Origin of the sequence: Planctomicrobium mucosum, assembly GCF_051466335.1 — a bacterium.
GTDB lineage: Bacteria > Planctomycetota > Planctomycetia > Planctomycetales > Planctomycetaceae > Planctomicrobium.
Window position 1 is genome coordinate 2,896,044 of sequence record NZ_CP195793.1, and the last position, 17,846, is coordinate 2,913,889.

Annotated in this window: 9 protein-coding genes; 1 reads left to right on the forward strand and 8 read right to left on the reverse strand. The window is 51.8% G+C overall.

Annotated elements, in window-relative coordinates:
* Positions 1-36: 36 nt before the first annotated feature.
* The 4 genes from SH668x_RS11620 to SH668x_RS11635 form a co-directional block, all read right to left on the reverse strand.
* A complete protein-coding gene (locus SH668x_RS11620) occupies positions 37-1,257 on the reverse strand; it encodes a DUF3472 domain-containing protein (RefSeq protein WP_437185226.1) in 1,221 nt (406 codons plus the stop codon).
* A 434-nt stretch (positions 1,258-1,691) separates the two neighbouring features.
* Positions 1,692-2,732 carry an HD domain-containing phosphohydrolase gene (locus tag SH668x_RS11625; RefSeq protein WP_437185227.1) on the reverse strand — a complete coding sequence of 347 codons (1,041 nt, stop codon included), beginning with the start codon at positions 2,730-2,732 and terminating at the stop codon, positions 1,692-1,694.
* A complete protein-coding gene (locus SH668x_RS11630; protein WP_437185228.1) occupies positions 2,729-3,184 on the reverse strand; it encodes an Hpt domain-containing protein in 456 nt (151 codons plus the stop codon). The genes SH668x_RS11625 and SH668x_RS11630 overlap by 4 nt, the downstream gene beginning before the upstream one ends.
* An 875-nt stretch (positions 3,185-4,059) precedes the next feature.
* On the reverse strand, positions 4,060-5,187 hold the full coding sequence (locus SH668x_RS11635; protein ID WP_437185229.1) for a hypothetical protein: 1,128 nt from the start codon (positions 5,185-5,187) through the stop codon (positions 4,060-4,062).
* Between the two features lie 402 nt (positions 5,188-5,589).
* On the opposite strand from SH668x_RS11635, the gene SH668x_RS11640 reads away from it, so the two are divergent.
* The gene (locus SH668x_RS11640) at positions 5,590-11,532 is read left to right on the forward strand and encodes an ATP-binding protein (protein ID WP_437185230.1); all 5,943 of its coding nucleotides are present in this window, start codon (positions 5,590-5,592) and stop codon (positions 11,530-11,532) included.
* Positions 11,533-11,593: 61 nt separating this feature from the next.
* Here the strand turns inward: SH668x_RS11640 and SH668x_RS11645 are convergent, their stop codons facing one another.
* The 4 genes from SH668x_RS11645 to SH668x_RS11660 all read right to left on the reverse strand — a co-directional run bounded on the left by SH668x_RS11645 (position 11,594) and on the right by SH668x_RS11660 (position 17,808).
* Positions 11,594-13,030, reverse strand: coding sequence for a DUF1501 domain-containing protein (locus tag SH668x_RS11645; protein WP_437185231.1), 1,437 nt, complete (start codon positions 13,028-13,030; stop codon positions 11,594-11,596).
* Positions 13,031-13,080: 50 nt separating this feature from the next.
* Positions 13,081-16,083, reverse strand: a complete 3,003-nt coding sequence (locus tag SH668x_RS11650) for a DUF1553 domain-containing protein (RefSeq protein WP_437185232.1) — start codon at positions 16,081-16,083, stop codon at positions 13,081-13,083.
* Positions 16,084-16,125: 42 nt separating this feature from the next.
* The gene (locus SH668x_RS11655) at positions 16,126-16,542 is read right to left on the reverse strand and encodes a hypothetical protein (RefSeq protein WP_437185233.1); all 417 of its coding nucleotides are present in this window, start codon (positions 16,540-16,542) and stop codon (positions 16,126-16,128) included.
* Positions 16,543-16,812: 270 nt separating this feature from the next.
* Positions 16,813-17,808 (reverse strand): DUF1559 domain-containing protein, encoded by a 996-nt coding sequence (locus SH668x_RS11660; protein WP_437185234.1) that lies wholly within the window; start codon positions 17,806-17,808, stop codon positions 16,813-16,815.
* Between the last annotated feature and the right edge of the window lie 38 nt (positions 17,809-17,846).

A 17,846-nucleotide genomic window follows, 5' to 3' on the forward strand; every position in this document is an offset into this window, starting at 1 on the left:
TAGCGCGTTTTTCGAAATCAGCGATGTGCTTGAGAGCTATTCCATTGGAAGGAGATCAAAATCGATTTGCGGAATAGAGTCCGCGGTCGACTCGCGAGTGAAGGTTTCTCCCGGGGTTCCTGTGTTGTTGATGAAACCACAGTTTTCGAGATAGAAGCGATTCCCCTGCACTCCGCCTGTGAAGTCGAGACGCTGCCGCTTCCTGCCGGTATTGTCGACGCTGAATCGAGCTTGATTGCACTCATGCCATTTCCCCTGCGTGTCGCACACCCAAGTATTGCCATATTGGGCTTGTCGACCAATGTGACCGGTCGCGGCAGAGAAATTCTCGAGGAATGAGTGGAAGTGCTTGTAATGTGTATTCGTTTTTGGTCGGACGAAGCTTGCGATCAGCCGCCACTCATCCGCTTCTTTGTCGCCGAACCAACTTGTGTACGTGGTGGTCTCGTCGCCATTGGGGACAATCTTAGTCAGGAACCGGTATGTTTTTCCGGCCTTCCAAGGATACTTCAGGTAGCTTTGACCCCCTGAGCCTTCGTTGCCAAATTCTCCGATGTGAACGCCTTTGCCTCTGGCCACATTTCGGATCTGCATCTCTGGGGGAATGTCACGAGGGTTGTCGGTCTGAAATGGACTCCAGACTGAAAAGAGAACCCGCCGTTCGGTCTCGCTGTTCACCTGAAAGCCGAAATAACCTTCACCGAACCCATTGGCCATGTAGTAGGTCCCGATGGGATCTTCCCCTTCAGGAACGGTGATCTCGCTATATGCGTAGGTGATGTCAACGCTTTCAGGAAGCGGATAGTTCAAGTGAACGGAAGGCCCCCTTCGTCCCCAGTAAAACATTCCATCGTCGTTATTCTGAACGTACGCCAACTCCAGCCCTTCAGTCGAGGACTTGATTCTGAGTTCGTTCAATTTGGCAAACACGTTGCCCGTCTTTTTGAGTCCACGGATCTCTACGTGAACATAGCCAGCTTCTGCAATTTCCACTGATCCAAGCGGATAGTCCGTATCGTTGGAACCACTGAGGTTCGCTTGGAACTTCGAGTTTCCAACTTGGACTACAAGTGTCGATTTCCCTTTCGGAACGCTCGCGTTGAGCGAAATTTCGAGTGTCGCTGGCTCAGAGACCCAGAAGTAAAGCGAGCAGGTCTTGTTCGCATCCGAAATCAGAACATCATCCCCCCGTGATTGATGCAAAGGGGGATTGAAGAAATGATTCCCTTTGGCTGGAACTGTCCAATCTTCAGCCATCACGGCTGATGCACAAAACACGAGCGAAGTGACCAGGCAGCGAAATAAAGCTGAATAGGGCATACGTCTGTTCGTCCCAAAATAATTTCGGAAAACTTTAGAATGAGCGGTCGGAGCTTGATCTGCCTCAGCAGAGAAGTCAGGCGACGTTTCTCAATTTAATCCGATGAACCGATCGGGTTCTAACCCTGAAACCGCAATTGCCTGAATTTCTTCCAATTCGGCAGTTCATTTGAGACGGAATGTAAATGGATTTGCAGTAGCTGCTAGCAGGCGGGCAAATCGCGGCGATTCCCGCAGCGGCAAAAGTGCATATTCAAAGAGGCGAACTCAGCTCGAACGGTGATTCGTGCCCTTGAACGCTCGATCAGGCCACAGAATTGGCAGCTTTCTGCGACGGCGAAGTCGTTCCGGTCACGACTTTTACAACACGTTTATCTTCGGCTCAGTGCGGCGAACTGAATTCCGATAGGTGCCTGCACTTGGACTTTTCCCCTGACAGCGAGAAATTGGGACTCGCAGCGGAGAAATGCTCGGACGATTCGCGGATCGAAATGAGATCCACTTTCTTTGATGATGATGTCTCTAGCGACTTCGTGGCTGAATGGCTGCTTGTAGACTCGGGGAGAAGTCAACGCATCATAGACGTCGGCGACGGCGGTGATCCGACCGCTGAGCGGGATCTCTTCGCCAGTAAGTCCATTTGGATAGCCTGTCCCGTCGTACCGCTCGTGATGAGTTAACGCGATCTCAATCGCAATGCGCAAATAGCTGGCGTTGGGATGATTCGCTGCCACGTCCTTAAGTGTCTGGGCACCGAGAACGGTATGCGTCTTCATGATCTCGAACTCTTCTGGAGTCAGTTTTCCTGGCTTCAGAAGGATGCTGTCGGCAATTGCTACTTTCCCGATGTCGTGCAAAGGGCTCGTCAAATACAGCAAATTGATGTACGCGCCGTCCACCACGTCACTGAATTCCGCTTCGCACGCGAGGTCTTCAGCCAGTATTTTGACGTACTCCCGCATGCGTTCGAGATGGTCCCCTGTTTCCTGATCGCGAGACTCTGCCAGCTTTGCCAGAGCAAAGATTGTCAGCTCGCGACTTTCAAGATTCAGGATTCGTTCTCCGCTGCGAATACGAACAAGGAGTTCGCTGGGGTTAAACGGCTTGGTCAGGAAGTCATCAGCACCCGCTTCGAGTCCTTCAACAACTTCATCCAAAGCAGAGAATGAAGTGAGCATGATAATATAGACGTATCCGCCGACCGCGTTTTGGCGAAGTTCTTTGCAGATTTCGATGCCGGTTTTTCCGGGCATCTGCCAATCAGAAATCAGAATTCGGAATTTGCCTGTCCGCAAGAGTTGGGAGGCTTCAGTGCCGTCGACAGCAACGGTCACCTGGTAGCCAAAAGACTCCAGCGCGTTCTTTAACAGGTCGATTGTACTCGGATCATCGTCCGCTATGAGAATTTTCATTGAACAGTTCGTTTCGGGAGCGTCAGAATGGCCTGATCAGGTTCAAACTGATTGACCGCATGTACTAACAATGGCAGCTGAACACCGATACTCTGGGATTCAGCCTTCAAAGCCTGTGCTGCTGCATGAGCAGAGCTGAAATCACATTTGCGGCAGGCAACTTCGACTTCCGCGGATCTGTCGCGAATCCGGGTCGCTCCAAGATTGGCTGCTTCACCCTTTAAGCGGTGGGCAAGCATGCCGGCGACCTCAAGATCCTCAGCAGCGATCGCGTTTTGTATTTTGAGGCACAAGTCGGACGTGCTTTGCAAAAAACGCTCGATGAGGCGACTTGCGAGCTCTCGATTCCCAATACAGCGAGCCAGTAGTGCTGGCACTTCAATACATAGCTCCGTGCTCGGTGTCAGTTGAGCCGGTGCTGAAAATTGCCGCGAATAACTGTTGGTAACCATTTCAAACGCTCACTTAGCGAGAGTGAAGTCTTTAGAGCAACGGTTCTCGTCTTTTCGAGTCTGTAGTCGCGTCGATGATCATTTCACTTGCATCCGAGGTTCACGAGCAGTTTGCTCAGGCTTCCTCAGTCCAATCGCTTGCCTTACGAACTAATGTTTTAGAACGCTACGACAAAATCTGATGATTCGATGGTGGTTTCCCCAAGTCGAGTGAAAAGACTCAACGAAAATGCACAGTTCGCTGCATAGATGGGGAATCGTCACATTCTGTAAAATCAGTAAATTTGGCGTGATCAACGCCCTCAACCTTCCAGTGTTCCGGAACGTCGACGTAATAACTTCTCTGATGAATTGTTACATCGCTTTGTGTTGCTGGTGAACAACACGTAATTTCCGACGTGTTGCGTTTTTGCACGGAGATTCGCCTAGAGTTGCGTAGCAGTTTGCCTGGATCGCATTTCAATAAATACCCGGTCATCACGCTCTTCGGTCTAGAGAGAGTATTGGGCATCTGCAGCCGAGGCATCGAGGATCATTCAAATCGGTGAGTAAACGGAGAAATGAGATACTATCGCTGAGAACAATTGGGGGCCGGGCGTAAAAGGGCTGAGTTACGATTGATGAATATTTATTTTCGGCGCGTTATGTAATTTTCTGGCTATTCGGATCTCATGACAATTTGACCGACAAAGCAGTTTCTCGGTTAACCAAATGAAAACACACGAGCCAATCGGGTGATTGACTCGTGTGTTGGGAAGCAATTTGATGTCGCTCGTTACCGAGTGAGTCCAGATTGCGTGGCGCCGTTTCGACCGTTATTCCAAGCATTGGACGGATTTTGCACCGTCCAATGCTCTATGGAATTTCGGGTGCAATTACATGTCTTCAAATTCGAAGTCGAGACCGGATGCAACGGTTTCGCTCAAATCTGCATCTGCTGGCGTATGTGGTCCACGCAGTTCGTGTGCTCCGTCGATACGAATTCGGTTGATCGCACGATCTCGAGCAACAAAGTTCATGATGATGCCCGTTGTGTCGCGAGTCATCACCATGCTGCCGATGTCGTAGCCCGCTTCAGCGAACAGCTTGAAGCAGTCCTCTTCAGTACGCTGGTAGAAGTGCCAATCCACATGCCATTGGTACTCAGACGCGCGGTAAGTTGGTTCGTCCTTGAACGCGACATAGACGATGCCGTTCTCAGCAACAGACTCACGCCATCCGTTCAAAATACGAATGAGATAGCGATCTGGAATGTAGTCGCACAGGCCGACGCTGTAGATCATGTCGGCTCGACCAAACTGCTGCAAATTCGCCTTGGAGGAGGTCATTTTCAACGCGTTATAGCAGACACAGTTGAGATCGAGAGATTCGGCTGTTTCTGGTTTAACGTTGGCCTTCAGGTACGCAAGCGCTTGTTCATCGGTGTCAACGCAGGTCAGCTGCATCAAAGGATGCGGCTCGAAATCCTGCGTGTATTCCCGGCCCGGACCAGAAGCCACATTGAGGATGGAGAAGCGAGTGGTTCGGTTTGATACTTCATCGATCAGGAACTCCTTCACGGCAGCGAGCCGTGAGCAAACAGCTCGTGCGAGATCGGTGCCGAGGAAGTAAAGGTCAAGATATCCACCGAACCCGGTCCCTTTGGTTTTGCCGTCATAGATCGCAGCGAGCATCGCGTAATCGCCGGGGTAACCACGTGGCTTGTTCTTCGCTCGCAGCATGAACCAGCTTTGGTCAAACCAAGGCTGAATGGCATCGCGGAACTTGGCTTGAACAGATTTAAGAAGAACAGAATCCTCCCCAATCTCTGACTGAGCCTGTTCGCAGAACTCGCGAGACTCATGAATTGCACGAGTAAGCTCCTCTAGGAATTCATCGTGGGCGGGGGACTGGTCTTTAGGAATTCGTCGCTCGAGGCTGGCGAGCTTTGAAGTGAATTCGTGTACAGGTCCTTTGAAAAAGGCATCGATATCGAATTGATGAGCGTCTGCTTGAATCGACATGAGTGATTCTCCTAGCTGAGAGGTAGGCTTCGACCGATTTTAAGAAGGGTAGTAGTCGTATAGATTGTTTTATTTCGCACGATTGTCAATTCTAAAGCGATTAAAACTGATGTATTTAATAAAAGGAATATGCGGCTTTTAACGATTCTGCTGGTTGTGCGCATGGCTTGTTGCATTTAGACAACGTAAAAACAAAAAATATTTCCTATGTTGCGAAAGGGAGGCGCCCTGCTTCGGCATATGAGGTAGTTCTTTAGGTCGAACTCAGAGAGACACTGTCCATGCCTTCGGGAAGTCTCGTGACGAGATTCGACTCGCTGCAAGAAAATTATGGAAACCGTTTACAAGTCTGCCGACAAACAACGAGTTCGTTGTTGCAGTTCCGAATGATTTGAAGTTCCAATGCATCAGTCACACTACCGCGATTCTCAAAGTTCAAAGCTGTTCACGTTGAACCGTGGACAGTTTGAAGGGATTCGCCAGTCAGAGGATGCTGAATTCAATGGGGCGTGTTTCGGGATTGAACTGCAGACAGGAAAACGCGTTTTAATACGCTCTGTGAGCAAGGCTGAGATCTCCTCTGCAATGGTGCTGAGGATCGAGCATGAAGCGAGGATTTTGCGGACGATAGCGCATCCTAACCTCGCACAGTTGCTATATTTCGGCGAAGAATACGGCCGTTTCTGGCTTGTCTATGAATTTGGAGCGGGCGAGACTCTCCGGGACCGGTTGCAACGAGGCCCGATTCCATTAATTCAATCGCTTAAACTGGTCGAACAGCTGCTCACTGCTGTGGATCAACTCCATCAAAAAGGAATTGTCCCGCGATTCCTCCTCCCCGAAGACGTCTTCCTTCTTGACCAAGAGGCGGAGGTACACGCTCAACTGGCGACGGTGGAGCTACTGAATCCAGGGACGTATCGTAAAGCTGTTCGATCGGATTACGATCACTTTCTGAAGGTGGCAGAGTGCATCCCTCCTGAGCAGTCTGGAGTTATCGATGACTCCTTTTCTGAACTCTCGAATATTTATGCAATTGGGTGTTTCCTCTTCTGGTGTCTCAGCGGACGCACACCGTTTCAGGCAACATCTCTGAATGAACTCCTGCTGAAGCAGGCGACGATCTCAGTTCCTAAACTCCGAGAACTGGGCTTTCATGTTCCTCGAGTGATCGATGAGATCATCGAGCGCGCGATGAATCGGGAACAACAATCACGCTACCATTCCACGACCGCGATGTCGGACGATATCCGGCAATTGATTATCGCACTTGAGTCTGGCGCATCTGATCCTGACCTCACGATCGGGACCAGTGATTACCGTCGCACTCTCATCCAGCCATCCTTCGTTGCAAGATCACAGGAGCTCGAACAACTTGACAATGTCATTAGCTCTGTCAAATCCGGCCATGCGGGACTGACCTATCTGGAAGGAGAATCTGGTTTCGGAAAGTCTTGGCTGACATCGGAATTTGCGACACGTGCTATTCAGTCGGGGATCGACGTCTATCTGGGGAAGTGTACGAACGAAGGAGGCCAGCGACCGTTCGAACCGCTTCAGGAGGTTGTGTCCAAATTTATTGAGGAGTGTCTCAGCTACCCCAATCTCCGTAAACGAGTAAGCGGCGAAATCGAGGAAATCAGACCAATTCTTGAGAGTGCATTTCCGTGCATTTCCGAGTTATTTCAAGCTCCCATCGAGAAGGTGGAGAGTCGAGAAACGTTTGGAGAGTCTCGTACTCTGAACGCGATCGTGAAATTCCTGGAGTCGATGGGGACCCAGAAACATCCTGCAATCATCATCCTCGATGACTGTCAGTGGTCCATTGATCTCGTCTATGGAATCCTTCAACGATGGCATATGAATCGATCGCTTCGTCAATCCGGTCAATCTTTTGTCCAGATTCTCGTCGTATTCAGATCGGAAGAGGTACTAGCTGATAGCCCGCTGCGACGAATCTTTCCCGACCAAAGTCTTGCGTTAGGAGTCCTCGCTGAAAAGGACATCCATCGGCTTGTCGAGTCGATGGCCGGTCCATTGCCACAAATTATTCTGGATACCATCGTGCAGCATGCAGATGGGATTCCATTCATGGCAAGCGCCATTTTGTCGGGTTTGGTGGAATGCCGAGCAATTCAGGCCGGTGAAAGTGGCTGGATCGTCAATCGAGATGAGCTTGCCGAACTACGGTCTTCGTCACACGCTGCAGGCTTTCTCTCTCAGCGGTTCAATCAGCTGCAGCCTGACACGAGGCGGCTGCTTTCAGTGGGAGCAATCCTTGGGAAAAGTTTCGATCTCATCGAAGCAATTGAACTTGCAGAGTTGTCGACTCTAAATTCCATTCAGGCAATTTCTGATGCTCGGAGTCGCCAGCTCGTCTGGTGTCAGTATCAGGATGGGATTTGTACCTTCGTTCATGACCGGGTTCGCGAAGCGTTGATCGCGTTGATGGAGGAGGATGAACGCAGACATTGGCATCGGAAAGCGGCAGCCTACCTGAAGGCGAACGGCGTCGAGCAGGATGCTGAACTTGCTTACCATTTTGACGCCGCAGCAGAATATCAACTTGCCCTCCCGTACGCTTTGAAAGCCGCAAAGGCTGCTGTGTCGCGTCACGCACTCGACGTCGCAGAGTTGCAGTATTCAATTGCCAGCCGTGGGATCGAATATCTGTCGGACAAACTTCGCTATGAAGTGACTCGGGATTTCGGCGAAGTGTTGATGTTAAGGGGAAAATACGACCTTGCTGAGCAAGAGTTGCTGAAGGCGGAAGAATGGGCGGTGACTCCGATCGAGAGAGGCGAAACCAGGGGGCTCCGTGGTCAGCTGAATAAAAAACGCGGAAATATGGAGGAAGCCGTCAGCGATTTCGAGGCGGCACTGAACCTGGTGGGAATGCCCTTCCCTAAGCCAAATAGTCTTTGGCTTTACATGGCCCTGATTTTTGAGATTTTCTCACAGGTGCTCCATACTGCCTTTCCAAAGATCTTTCTGCAGAGAAAAAATCGCCTTCCAGATGATCGTGAACGCCTCTGTATGAGTCTGTTCAGCGAACTCTCTCACGGCGGTTGGTACTGTCGGAGTCTCCCGCGAGCGATGTGCGCGCATTTGCGCGGGATGAACTACGGCGAAACCTTCCTGCCAACTTGTGAACTGGCTCAGGCGTACTCAGATCACGCACCGGCAATGTTGCTTCTCGCGTTGTTTCGACGCGGTAAATGGTACGTCAAACGATCATTTCAAATTCGCAGCGACTATGGAGATCTCTGGGGACAGGGGCAATCGCTGAGCTTTGATGGAATCATCTGTTACGCTGAGGCCGAGTACGAAGAGTGCATTGAAAAATGCCGACGCGCAGTGCAGATTCTTGAACGTACAGGCGATTTCTGGCAGGTCCATATTGCCCGTTATCAGATTGCAGCTGCCTATTTAAGGCTAGGTGATTACGATTCAGCACTTGAAGAATCCCGCAGAAATTACGCTTCGGGCGTAATGCTCGGCGACGGTCAGGCTTCTGGAATTATTCTCGATGTCTGGGCGCGGGCGGCGATAGACCGACTCCCGGATTCCATTATTGAATCGGAGCTTGCACGGCCACGCCCGGACGTTCAAGGACGTGCACAAGTCTTGCTCGCCCGTGCAATTTATCGCATGCATCTCCAGGATCCGCGCGCCGCTGCGGATTTACTGGAAACCGCAGTTGAAAACATCGAGAAGGCGGGGGTCAAAAATCCGTATACGATGCCGGTTTATACCTGGCTTGCCACAGCATGGAGAATGACAGCCGAGGCACAACCGGCCATCAACCCTCGATACCGCGACTATTGTTTGACGCAGGCCGATCGAAGTCTGAAGATCGCGCTCAGGGACGGGTGGAGATTTCGAAACGATCTCCCTCACCTGCACCGGGAAATGGCTCTTGTCCAGACGATGCGTGGGAAGGATCGCGCAGCCAAACGCTCGCTTAAACGCAGTTTCTACTATGCGAAGAAGCACCATGCGAGAACGGAATTCGTGTTAACAAGTTCCGTGCAATACAAGATTGCTAAAAACGGTGGAGAGACCCTGCCCGAACTCACGATCGATGGCCAGAATATCGACCTTGATTCTTGCTCTCCGCTGACCGCTCCGTTGGCGACACTTTCGTTGGTCGATCGGTTCGAAACACTGATGTACGCTGGGCGGTCCATCTCCACTGCTCTGACTTCCCATGCGATCTGCGAAGAAACCGAATCAGCGACACGCCGTCTGATTCGATCCGATCAGGTGGCGATTTACTGGTTGCCTCGCCATGTCCACCATCGCGTTCGCGAAGTTTCGTTGGAAACTCTGGGGGTGAGCGATTCGACGTTGTGTCAGGCAATTGAGAAACGCGAAGTCGTTCTTGCGATGCCGGTCGATTCGAACTCGACGATCGAACTTCCTGTTTCGACAATTTGCGCTCCGATTCTCGTACGGAACGAAGTCGTTGCCTGCTTGATCGCCTCGCATCGACGGCGTCGGAATCTGTTCGGGGATGATGAACTGAGAATTGCCGAGTTTTTGGCGACTCTTGCTGGCGCTGCTTTTGAAAACGCAGAAGGTTTTTCGCAACTTGAACGTCTGAACTCAACGCTGGAAGAGCGAGTCGCTGAACGAACCGCGACTGTGGAAGAGCGCGCGAAACAGCTTGCATCGTCCAATCAGGAATTGGAACGAGTCGCTTCTGAGTTGCGTCTCACACAGGTGCAGCTCGTTACCTCCAAGCAGGCAGCTGAGGAAGCGAGTCTCGCAAAGAGTCGCTTCCTGGCAGCCATGAGCCATGAAATTCGGACTCCGATGAACGGCATTATCGGGATGACGGAATTGGCGCTCAGGACTGAATTGGATCAGCGTCAAAAGAACTATCTATCGACGGTAAAGAACTCTGCACAGTCGTTGCTGGTCATCCTTAACGACGTACTCGACTTCTCCAAGATCGAAGCCGGGAAGCTGGCGATCGACAGGATTTCCTTCAACCTTCACGACACTGTCGTCGAGGCGGTTCGGTTGTTTACTGCGATGGCTTCTCACAAATCCGTCGATTTAAACTGTCGCATTTATCCAGATGTTCCACGTCTCTGTCAGGGGGATCCGAACCGTATTCGGCAGGTACTCGTGAATCTGCTTGGAAATGCCGTGAAGTTCACTGAATCCGGTGAGATTAAAGTGACGGTATCATTGGAATCGACTGACACCGATCGGCAGGAAATTCATCTCACGGTCAAAGATACCGGGATCGGAATTCCAGCTGAACTTCAGGAAAGAATCTTCCTCCCGTTTGACCAAGGGGAAGCGTCTGTGACTCGGCGTTTCGGAGGAACGGGACTGGGACTCTCGATTTCCGCTCAGCTGATCGCGTTGATGAATGGACGCATCTGGGTGAACAGCTCTCCAAACATGGGGTCCGAGTTCCATGTCGTGATTTCTCTGGGAAGACATGAATCCCGGCCAGAGACCATTTTTGCTGATGGAGGAGATTCACGCCGTCGCAACACTTGCCTCGTCTTCTGCGAAAACAGCCTCGTCTTGCAGGCCCACGAGGAGGATCTCTCTGCGGCCGGAATCGATGTCCAAGGAGCAACGGACAAGGATGAAATGAGCGGTTTACTGGCTGTTCAATCGGAAATCCATCAAATTCCGGTTCTGATTGATATGGACCTGCATCCAGATGGAACGATGGCCACCATCCACAATCTCGTTTCCACCGATCAATTGAACCCCGCTCAGTGTATCGTGTTGACTCCACCGGGGATTGACCATGTCGTTGACGAGCTAGTACGTATCGGCATCGAATGCATCCACGAGAAGCCGATTTCGCTCGACAAATTGGCGAGTGAAATCAACCAACTGGCAACCGTCGTCGAAGTCGCAGCGACAGAGAAAGAAGCCGACGTTGAACTCCCGCAATTGAAGATCCTGATTGTTGACGACAGTTCGATCAATCTGGAAGTGGCCAGTGGAACCTTCGAATGGTTAGGGCAAAGTGTCACCGTTGCTGAGAGTGGAGCCGACGCTCTCGATTTTCTCAGTCGCGAGGAGTTTGACATTGTCTTCATGGACATTGAAATGCCGGGGATGGATGGCATTACCGCGACACGGAAGTACCTCGAGTTTGCTCCGCAATCGGATCTGTGCCAGGCCTCGATCTATGCGATGACGGCGCACGTGCTCGACTCGTTAAAGGAAGAGTGCCGCGCGGCCGGGATGAGAGGATTCGTTTCCAAGCCGATCGACCTGCGGGAGATCTACTCCGTCCTCGCTGACTTTGTTGAGACTCGCCATCGATCGGGAAATAAACGTTCGAGTTTGGAGAACGTCAACTAGCCCCTCTCTCAGCCAGATCAAATAGCTGGATTTACTTGCGGTCGGGGCTGATCACGAGAAGCTACGAGAGGATTTCTCGAATCACCTTTCCGTGGACATCGGTCAGCCGACGCTGAATGCCGTTTTGGTAATAGGTCAAACGGGTATGGTCGATTCCGAGCAGGTGGAGCGCTGTCGCGTGTAGGTCGTAACAATACGTTGGGTTGGTTTCCGCTTTGAAGCCAAGCTCATCGCTTGTCCCGTATGTGACACCGCCTTGGATGCCACCTCCTGACATCCAGGAGGTGAACGCTCCGGGGTTGTGGTCGCGACCTTTTCCTTGGGCGGCGGGTTGGCGCCCAAATTCACTTGAACAAATGACGAGAGTTGAATCGAGTAGTCCAGTTCGTTTCAGATCCTGAATGAGCGCGCTGGCGCCTACGTCGAGAATCGGTCCCCAGTACCCGTGATCTCTGACAAGATCTTCATGGCTGTCCCAGTTCGGGCGAATTTTTTTGGCTCCCGTGTTTTCCGCTCCGCAGTAGATCTGAACAAACCTGACACCTCGTTCAACGAGTCGTCGAGCCAGCAGGCATTGTCGTCCGAACGGACCGATCTCTTCATGATCGATCTGGTAAAGCTGCTGCGTTTCCTGTGTTTCGCCGTCGAGTTGGCTGACTTCCGGGACACTCAATTGAAGTTGGGCAGCCAGTTCATACGCTGCGATTCGTGCATCGAGCAGACTGTCTCCCTGTCGTTCTTCAGCGTGCTTTCGATTGAGCTTCTGGAGCAATTCGAGATTCGCAGGTTCTTCTTCACGAGGCCATTGGTCTGAGTGCTTCGGAAAAAGATCGGCGATCGCTGGCTTGTTCGCAGCAACCTGAAACATTGTTCCCTGATAGGTAGCGGGGAGAAAGCCAGCGCCCCAATTCACAACACCGCCGGGGGGAAGTCCTCGTGGGTCTGGAAGGACGACAAACGCTGGGAGGTTTTCCCGCTCGCTTCCAAGACCATACGTGACCCAGGATCCCATGCAGGGAAATCCGGGAAAAATGAACCCGCTGTTCGCCATGAACATCGCTGGTCCATGCAAGGCGGATTTGCTTTGCATGGAGTGGATAAAAGCGATGTCATCGACACACGTGGCCAGTCTTGGCAATAGGTCGCTCATCCATTTTCCAGATTGACCATGCTGACGGAACTTCCAATATGACTGCTGGCAATTTCCGGGCTTGGATGCAAAGAACGTCAACTTTCCGTCAGGATCAAATGGCTGCCCGTCCCTTTCTATCAACACGGGCTTGTAATCCCAAGTGTCGACGTGACTAAGGCCACCGGGGCAGAAAATCTGGATGACCGCTTTCGCTTTGGGAGCGAAGTGCGGCAGTCCACGTCCAGATGGATGCTCAGCAGCAGAGAGAGGAGAGTCGTCTTGCAGCAATGCAGCGAGGGCCACGCCACCGAGTCCTCCACCCGCCTGCCAAAGAAAATCCCGACGTGAATAAATTGGAGTCGTCATCGCAATGCCGCAGTGAGAGGTGAAATTTATGGCGCCGAACAAAAATGGACTCAATCGACAGAAAGGAACTCATTCGTGTTCAGCAGCACTCGGCAGAGTTGAACAAGCCGGTTTTTCTGAAGAAACTCCACGGAATCGTTGAGTTCTTCATTTGTAGGATCTCGCCCTAGCGTGAGGCGAAAGAGTGTGATGACTTGAGACTGAGAGGAATCTTCAGCTTCTTGGATCACTCTTTCCGCCAGTACTTGAGATTGCAGCAAGACGAATTCGTTATTGAACATTGCCAGTGATTGTAAAGCCGTCGTCGTCACAGTGCGGACGGGGGTCATGTTCGAAGGGCTTGGGCAGTCCAGCGTGCTCATCAATTCGTGCGGGGTTGTTCGAACAATGAACCGGTAGATTGATCGCCGTTGTAGATCTGGAGAAGTCGGCGCGATATAGCGATACACGGGGGCGTATTCTTCGAAATAGTCGAAATCACGGAACCCCGGTCCGAACTGCTGTAGATTGAGATTGCCTGCGACAAAGAGCGTCGAGTCCCAGATCGATTCCGCATCGAGTTTGCGAGGGTTCATCCGCCACAAGAGTCGATTTCCACTGTCGACGGAAACTTCGGCGGGTCGATGTTCGTTCGACGTCTGACGATAGGTTGCACTATTGCAGATCAAGCGATGAAGTTTCTTGAGTGACCATCCTGTATGCAGAAATTCGTCGGCCAACCAGTCTAGTAATTCTGGATGAGTCGGAACTCCGCCACCGAACCCGAAGTCGCTGGGAGTGTCAACAATTCCGACACCAAAATGGTGGTGCCAAAGACGATTGACGATCACTCGCCGAGTCAAAGGATTTGCTGTCTGAGTGATCCACTCTGCCATCGCAATCCGCCGCGCGTGATCTGAATCGGATTGAATTCGGAGATCAGAATCAAGCCCACTGAGACATTCCAGTCCAGCTGGTGAAACGACATCACCGGGATCTTCCGGATTCCCTCGCCGCAGGATGTGAATCGCCGGTGAGGTGTCATCCACGACGATTCCATAGACTCGATCTGGTTGCGGGATCTCGCTGAGCGCTTTGTCAATGTCTCGGATCTGCCGCTCAATCTCAGTGATTTGTTGTTTCACTTCCTCCGAGATCGACTCGCGGTTTGACTCCACAAGCTTGGCATTACAGAAGGCAATCTGGTCATGTGAGATGTCCTGATTAAAATCTGTCACCATCAGGGTCAGGAATCGACTCTCTGTAGAAATCTCAAACTGCACTCCCTTGATCCCGTCGTTCCGACCAATCCCGACACCTTCTTCTTTCAGGTCCCCGTCAAGATAGATGAAATAGCTCGCTCCCGCTTGGGGGGTGACGCCGAAGTAACCGACGTCGGCATGAAAGGACATTTCACCAGAAAACCCCGATTCTCTTAACTTTTGCAAGTCGAAGGTGATCGCGGAATTTGCATGCATTGAGAGCATGGAGTGCCCATCTTTTCCGTAATCGATTCCCCCCAGTTCGGTAGAATGCATCGATGTGACAGGCCCATTTCGAATTCCATCCCAGAGCATTCCAGAGGTGGCGGGAACATTCGTTACTCGAATGCCTGTGGACGAGATTTGCGTGCCGCTGCCGGTTCCGTTTGGAACAGTGACTCCATCGATTAATTCCAGCGGCGACTCGACAAACTTGTTGGCTTCTTTCACCTCGACGAAGTTGCGGTCTGCAACGATGGTGGTTCCATCGACTGGATCAATACCCTGCCGATATTTTCCAGTTCCGCGACCATTTCCACCGCCGACAATATCGGCCAGTAAAATCGGATCTCCTTGCAGGCGATTCCGCGTCGAGATGGCTTCATTTCGAGTCGCTTCAAGCTGGGCTTTGAGTGTGTTGTTCTTGCTGACGGAGACGGGATCACTGTCTCGATCACCTCTACGGACGCCAGCGAAGAGGCTCCAAAGCTGGTAGTACTCACGCTGTGTGATGGGATCGAGCTTATGATCATGGCACCGCGCACAGTTGATCGTTAATCCCATCGTCGTGCTGATGACCTGAGTGACCATATCATCGAGGTCGTCTGCACGAGCAGCCCGCTTCAACTCTGGAGATCCGGTCTCGACCTGCCCAACAAAGTCCCACGGGCCGGCAGCTAGGAAACTAGAAGCGATAATCGCCTCCGGGGCTTCAGGTCGGAGAGCATCGCCCGCAATCTGCTCCTGAAGAAACTCCCGATAAGATTTGTCGGCGTTGAGTGACTGAATGACGTAATCGCGGTATCGCCATGCATTCGGTCGAAGTTGATCTCTTTCGAATCCGTGGGTGTCCGCATAGTGAGCGATATCGAGCCAGTGTCGTGCCCATCGTTCTCCATAATGCTCGGAGGCGAGAAGACGATCCACCAATTTTTCATAGGCCTGCGGGTCGGAATCGTTGACAAAAGATTCCACCTGCGCGTAAGTCGGCGGAATTCCATGCAAATCGAAGGTCAGCCGTCGAATGAGGGTGCGACGATCAGCTTCTGCAGACGGAGAAAGTCCATTTGCTTCCAGTTTGGCCAAGATGAAGCGATCAATCGGGTTCTTTGCCCATTCGTTCCGAGAGACCTCTGGAACGACGGCACGCTGGATCGGTTGGAATGACCACCAGTCTTTTCCGCCTGCACTCTTCGCTTTCAGGGCAAACGTCTCAGGCCAGTGAGCCCCATCGTTCACCCATGACCGGATGGCGTCAACTTCCTCTGCAGTGAGAGGAGTTCCTTCTGCGGGCATTGCCGGGGCTGCGCCGGAAATTTGATCCAGCAAGAGGCTCTCCGCAGGAGACTCTTTGGAAATCAACACGCCACTCGCGCCCCCTTTACGGAAAGAGGCGTGAGATGAAAACGACAAGTCCCCTTCAGCGTGGTCGTCGGAATGGCATCTCAAGCAGTGCTTTTGCAGGATGGGAGCCACATTTGATTCGAAGTCGGAGTCCTCGGCGAAGCTGGGAGTACTCGAATTGGCACAGATGATCAACGTGATGATCATGATGCCTCGAATCAGTTCGAGTGGCTGCAGTTTTGTTGTCATGACATTCCCTATGACCGAGAGTGACGTCATCAAATTGCGTCGCTATTTCGTGACCAAATCAAATGTCATTGGCGAGTTTTTGTCGGCGATGACTTCCCTGACAAGCTCCGACTTCATGTTGTATTTGGCCGGAAGATATTGTTCCTGATGAGGAAGTCCGCCTGGGCCCGGCTTGGAGGAGAGGCGTGATGCCATGATGGAAACTTTTTTCTTACCTGCACTCGATTTGAGCTGAAATTCACCGTTTTTGATCGTTTCCCCGTACGATCCCGAGACACCGTCGAGCGGATCGAAGGTGATCACTCCTAGCTCAAGCGGCTTTCCATCGACTGTCACCTTACCTACGACTTCATGGAGCTTCGGGCCCTGATCTCCACCAGTGCACCCAAGTGCACCCGTCATCGCGACGCAGAGAGAGACCAGCAATGCAGCCTGAGCTTTTCCAACCAGAGTTTTCATATTTAAACACCATCGATTGATTTGGTCAGTAATGTGATTTCACGACGACTCGATCAGGCGCCTGTCGTGCTGGATTTAAACGGGCTAGACAGCCGAATTACGTGTCGCTTTCGGTAATCACAATTAAAAATGTGGAGGGGATTCTTCCTTGCAGTTGAGCGTGAACATGACGACTGCTCGCACGTCAATTGATCACTCTTGGTCTGCAGCAATCGGACGTCCCCTCCCCATATCGCTTCAACTTTGAAAGAGAGATTGTGCAGCGGAAGCCTAGAACTCTCCGACCACTTCTCCCCCAGCACATGTTCCCAGCGACTGATAAGTTGCAGTGTCGATGTTGTTGGAGATGAATCGGACGGATGCGTCTGCGAGTGATGCGTTGACGCCACCAACATGCTGGCTGCGTGCTGTCGTAATTCCGCCGCTGTCAGCACAAGCACCCTTCGCATTGGGAAGACTTGTCGTCGCCCAACCAACGATGTCTGGGGCATCACTATTTGGAGTGCGATATGCTTGAAACAAGCTCCCCATGTGAATTGCATTCCAGTAGAGACCACGCATGTCTCGTCGATCGGAACATCCTGGCTGCAAGTCCTGACCATCGGGGGCAATGATAATTTCACTTGCCATCAGAGTGTTTGTCGTTCCGTCGATCAGATGGTTCATCGCTGTGCGAGATCGAGGGTAGAACATCCCGCGAGGCGTGACCCCGAGATCGTCAAGTGGGGGGGTGAATGCGGCATTCGCCTGATTTCCCCACGGACGAGATCCAGCGCAGAGTTGGTAATTCCCTGCAAATCCATCCCCAGTTTGTTTGCCTGCATAAGGATCGGAAGGACAGAGCGTCGTCTGCACAACCTTGTTTGCGTTGCCGGACTGCCACCATGCACTGAACGTATTGGATGCAACAGATTGAGTCACCCAAAGGTTGTAAAGTGCGGATTGCTCCAGATACGGGAGCGCCATTGGGAACCAGCTGATACGGCCCGAGCTCCCCAACGCTCCGTCCTCAGGTCCCCATGCACTAATGCTGTTCATCATGCCGAACGGGAAGACTCGATGAACATCGTGATAGTTATGCAGAGCGAGACCAATTTGCTTGAGATTATTTTTGCACTGACTCCTGCGGGCAGCCTCTCGCGCTTGCTGCACCGCGGGGAGCAATAGAGCGATCAATACCGCAATAATCGCAATCACCACGAGCAATTCGATCAACGTAAAGCCGGGCTTTGTGGATCGAGCGTTGTCTTGCCTTGCCATGAACATGTCAAGCACCTCCTATGATTTTGAAAATGATAATTCGA

Bases quoted from the DNA above. Each gene is read 5' to 3' on its own strand.
- SH668x_RS11645 (WP_437185231.1), bottom strand. From the start codon at position 13,030: ATGACGACTCCAATTTATTCACGTCGGGATTTTCTTTGGCAGGCGGGT.
- SH668x_RS11620 (WP_437185226.1), bottom strand. From the start codon at position 1,257: ATGGCTGAAGATTGGACAGTTCCAGCCAAAGGGAATCATTTCTTCAAT.
- SH668x_RS11640 (WP_437185230.1), top strand. From the start codon at position 5,590: ATGCATCAGTCACACTACCGCGATTCTCAAAGTTCAAAGCTGTTCACG.
- SH668x_RS11625 (WP_437185227.1), bottom strand. From the start codon at position 2,732: ATGAAAATTCTCATAGCGGACGATGATCCGAGTACAATCGACCTGTTA.
- SH668x_RS11650 (WP_437185232.1), bottom strand. From the start codon at position 16,083: ATGACAACAAAACTGCAGCCACTCGAACTGATTCGAGGCATCATGATC.
- SH668x_RS11630 (WP_437185228.1), bottom strand. From the start codon at position 3,184: ATGGTTACCAACAGTTATTCGCGGCAATTTTCAGCACCGGCTCAACTG.
- SH668x_RS11660 (WP_437185234.1), bottom strand. From the start codon at position 17,808: ATGTTCATGGCAAGGCAAGACAACGCTCGATCCACAAAGCCCGGCTTT.
- SH668x_RS11635 (WP_437185229.1), bottom strand. From the start codon at position 5,187: ATGTCGATTCAAGCAGACGCTCATCAATTCGATATCGATGCCTTTTTC.
- SH668x_RS11655 (WP_437185233.1), bottom strand. From the start codon at position 16,542: ATGAAAACTCTGGTTGGAAAAGCTCAGGCTGCATTGCTGGTCTCTCTC.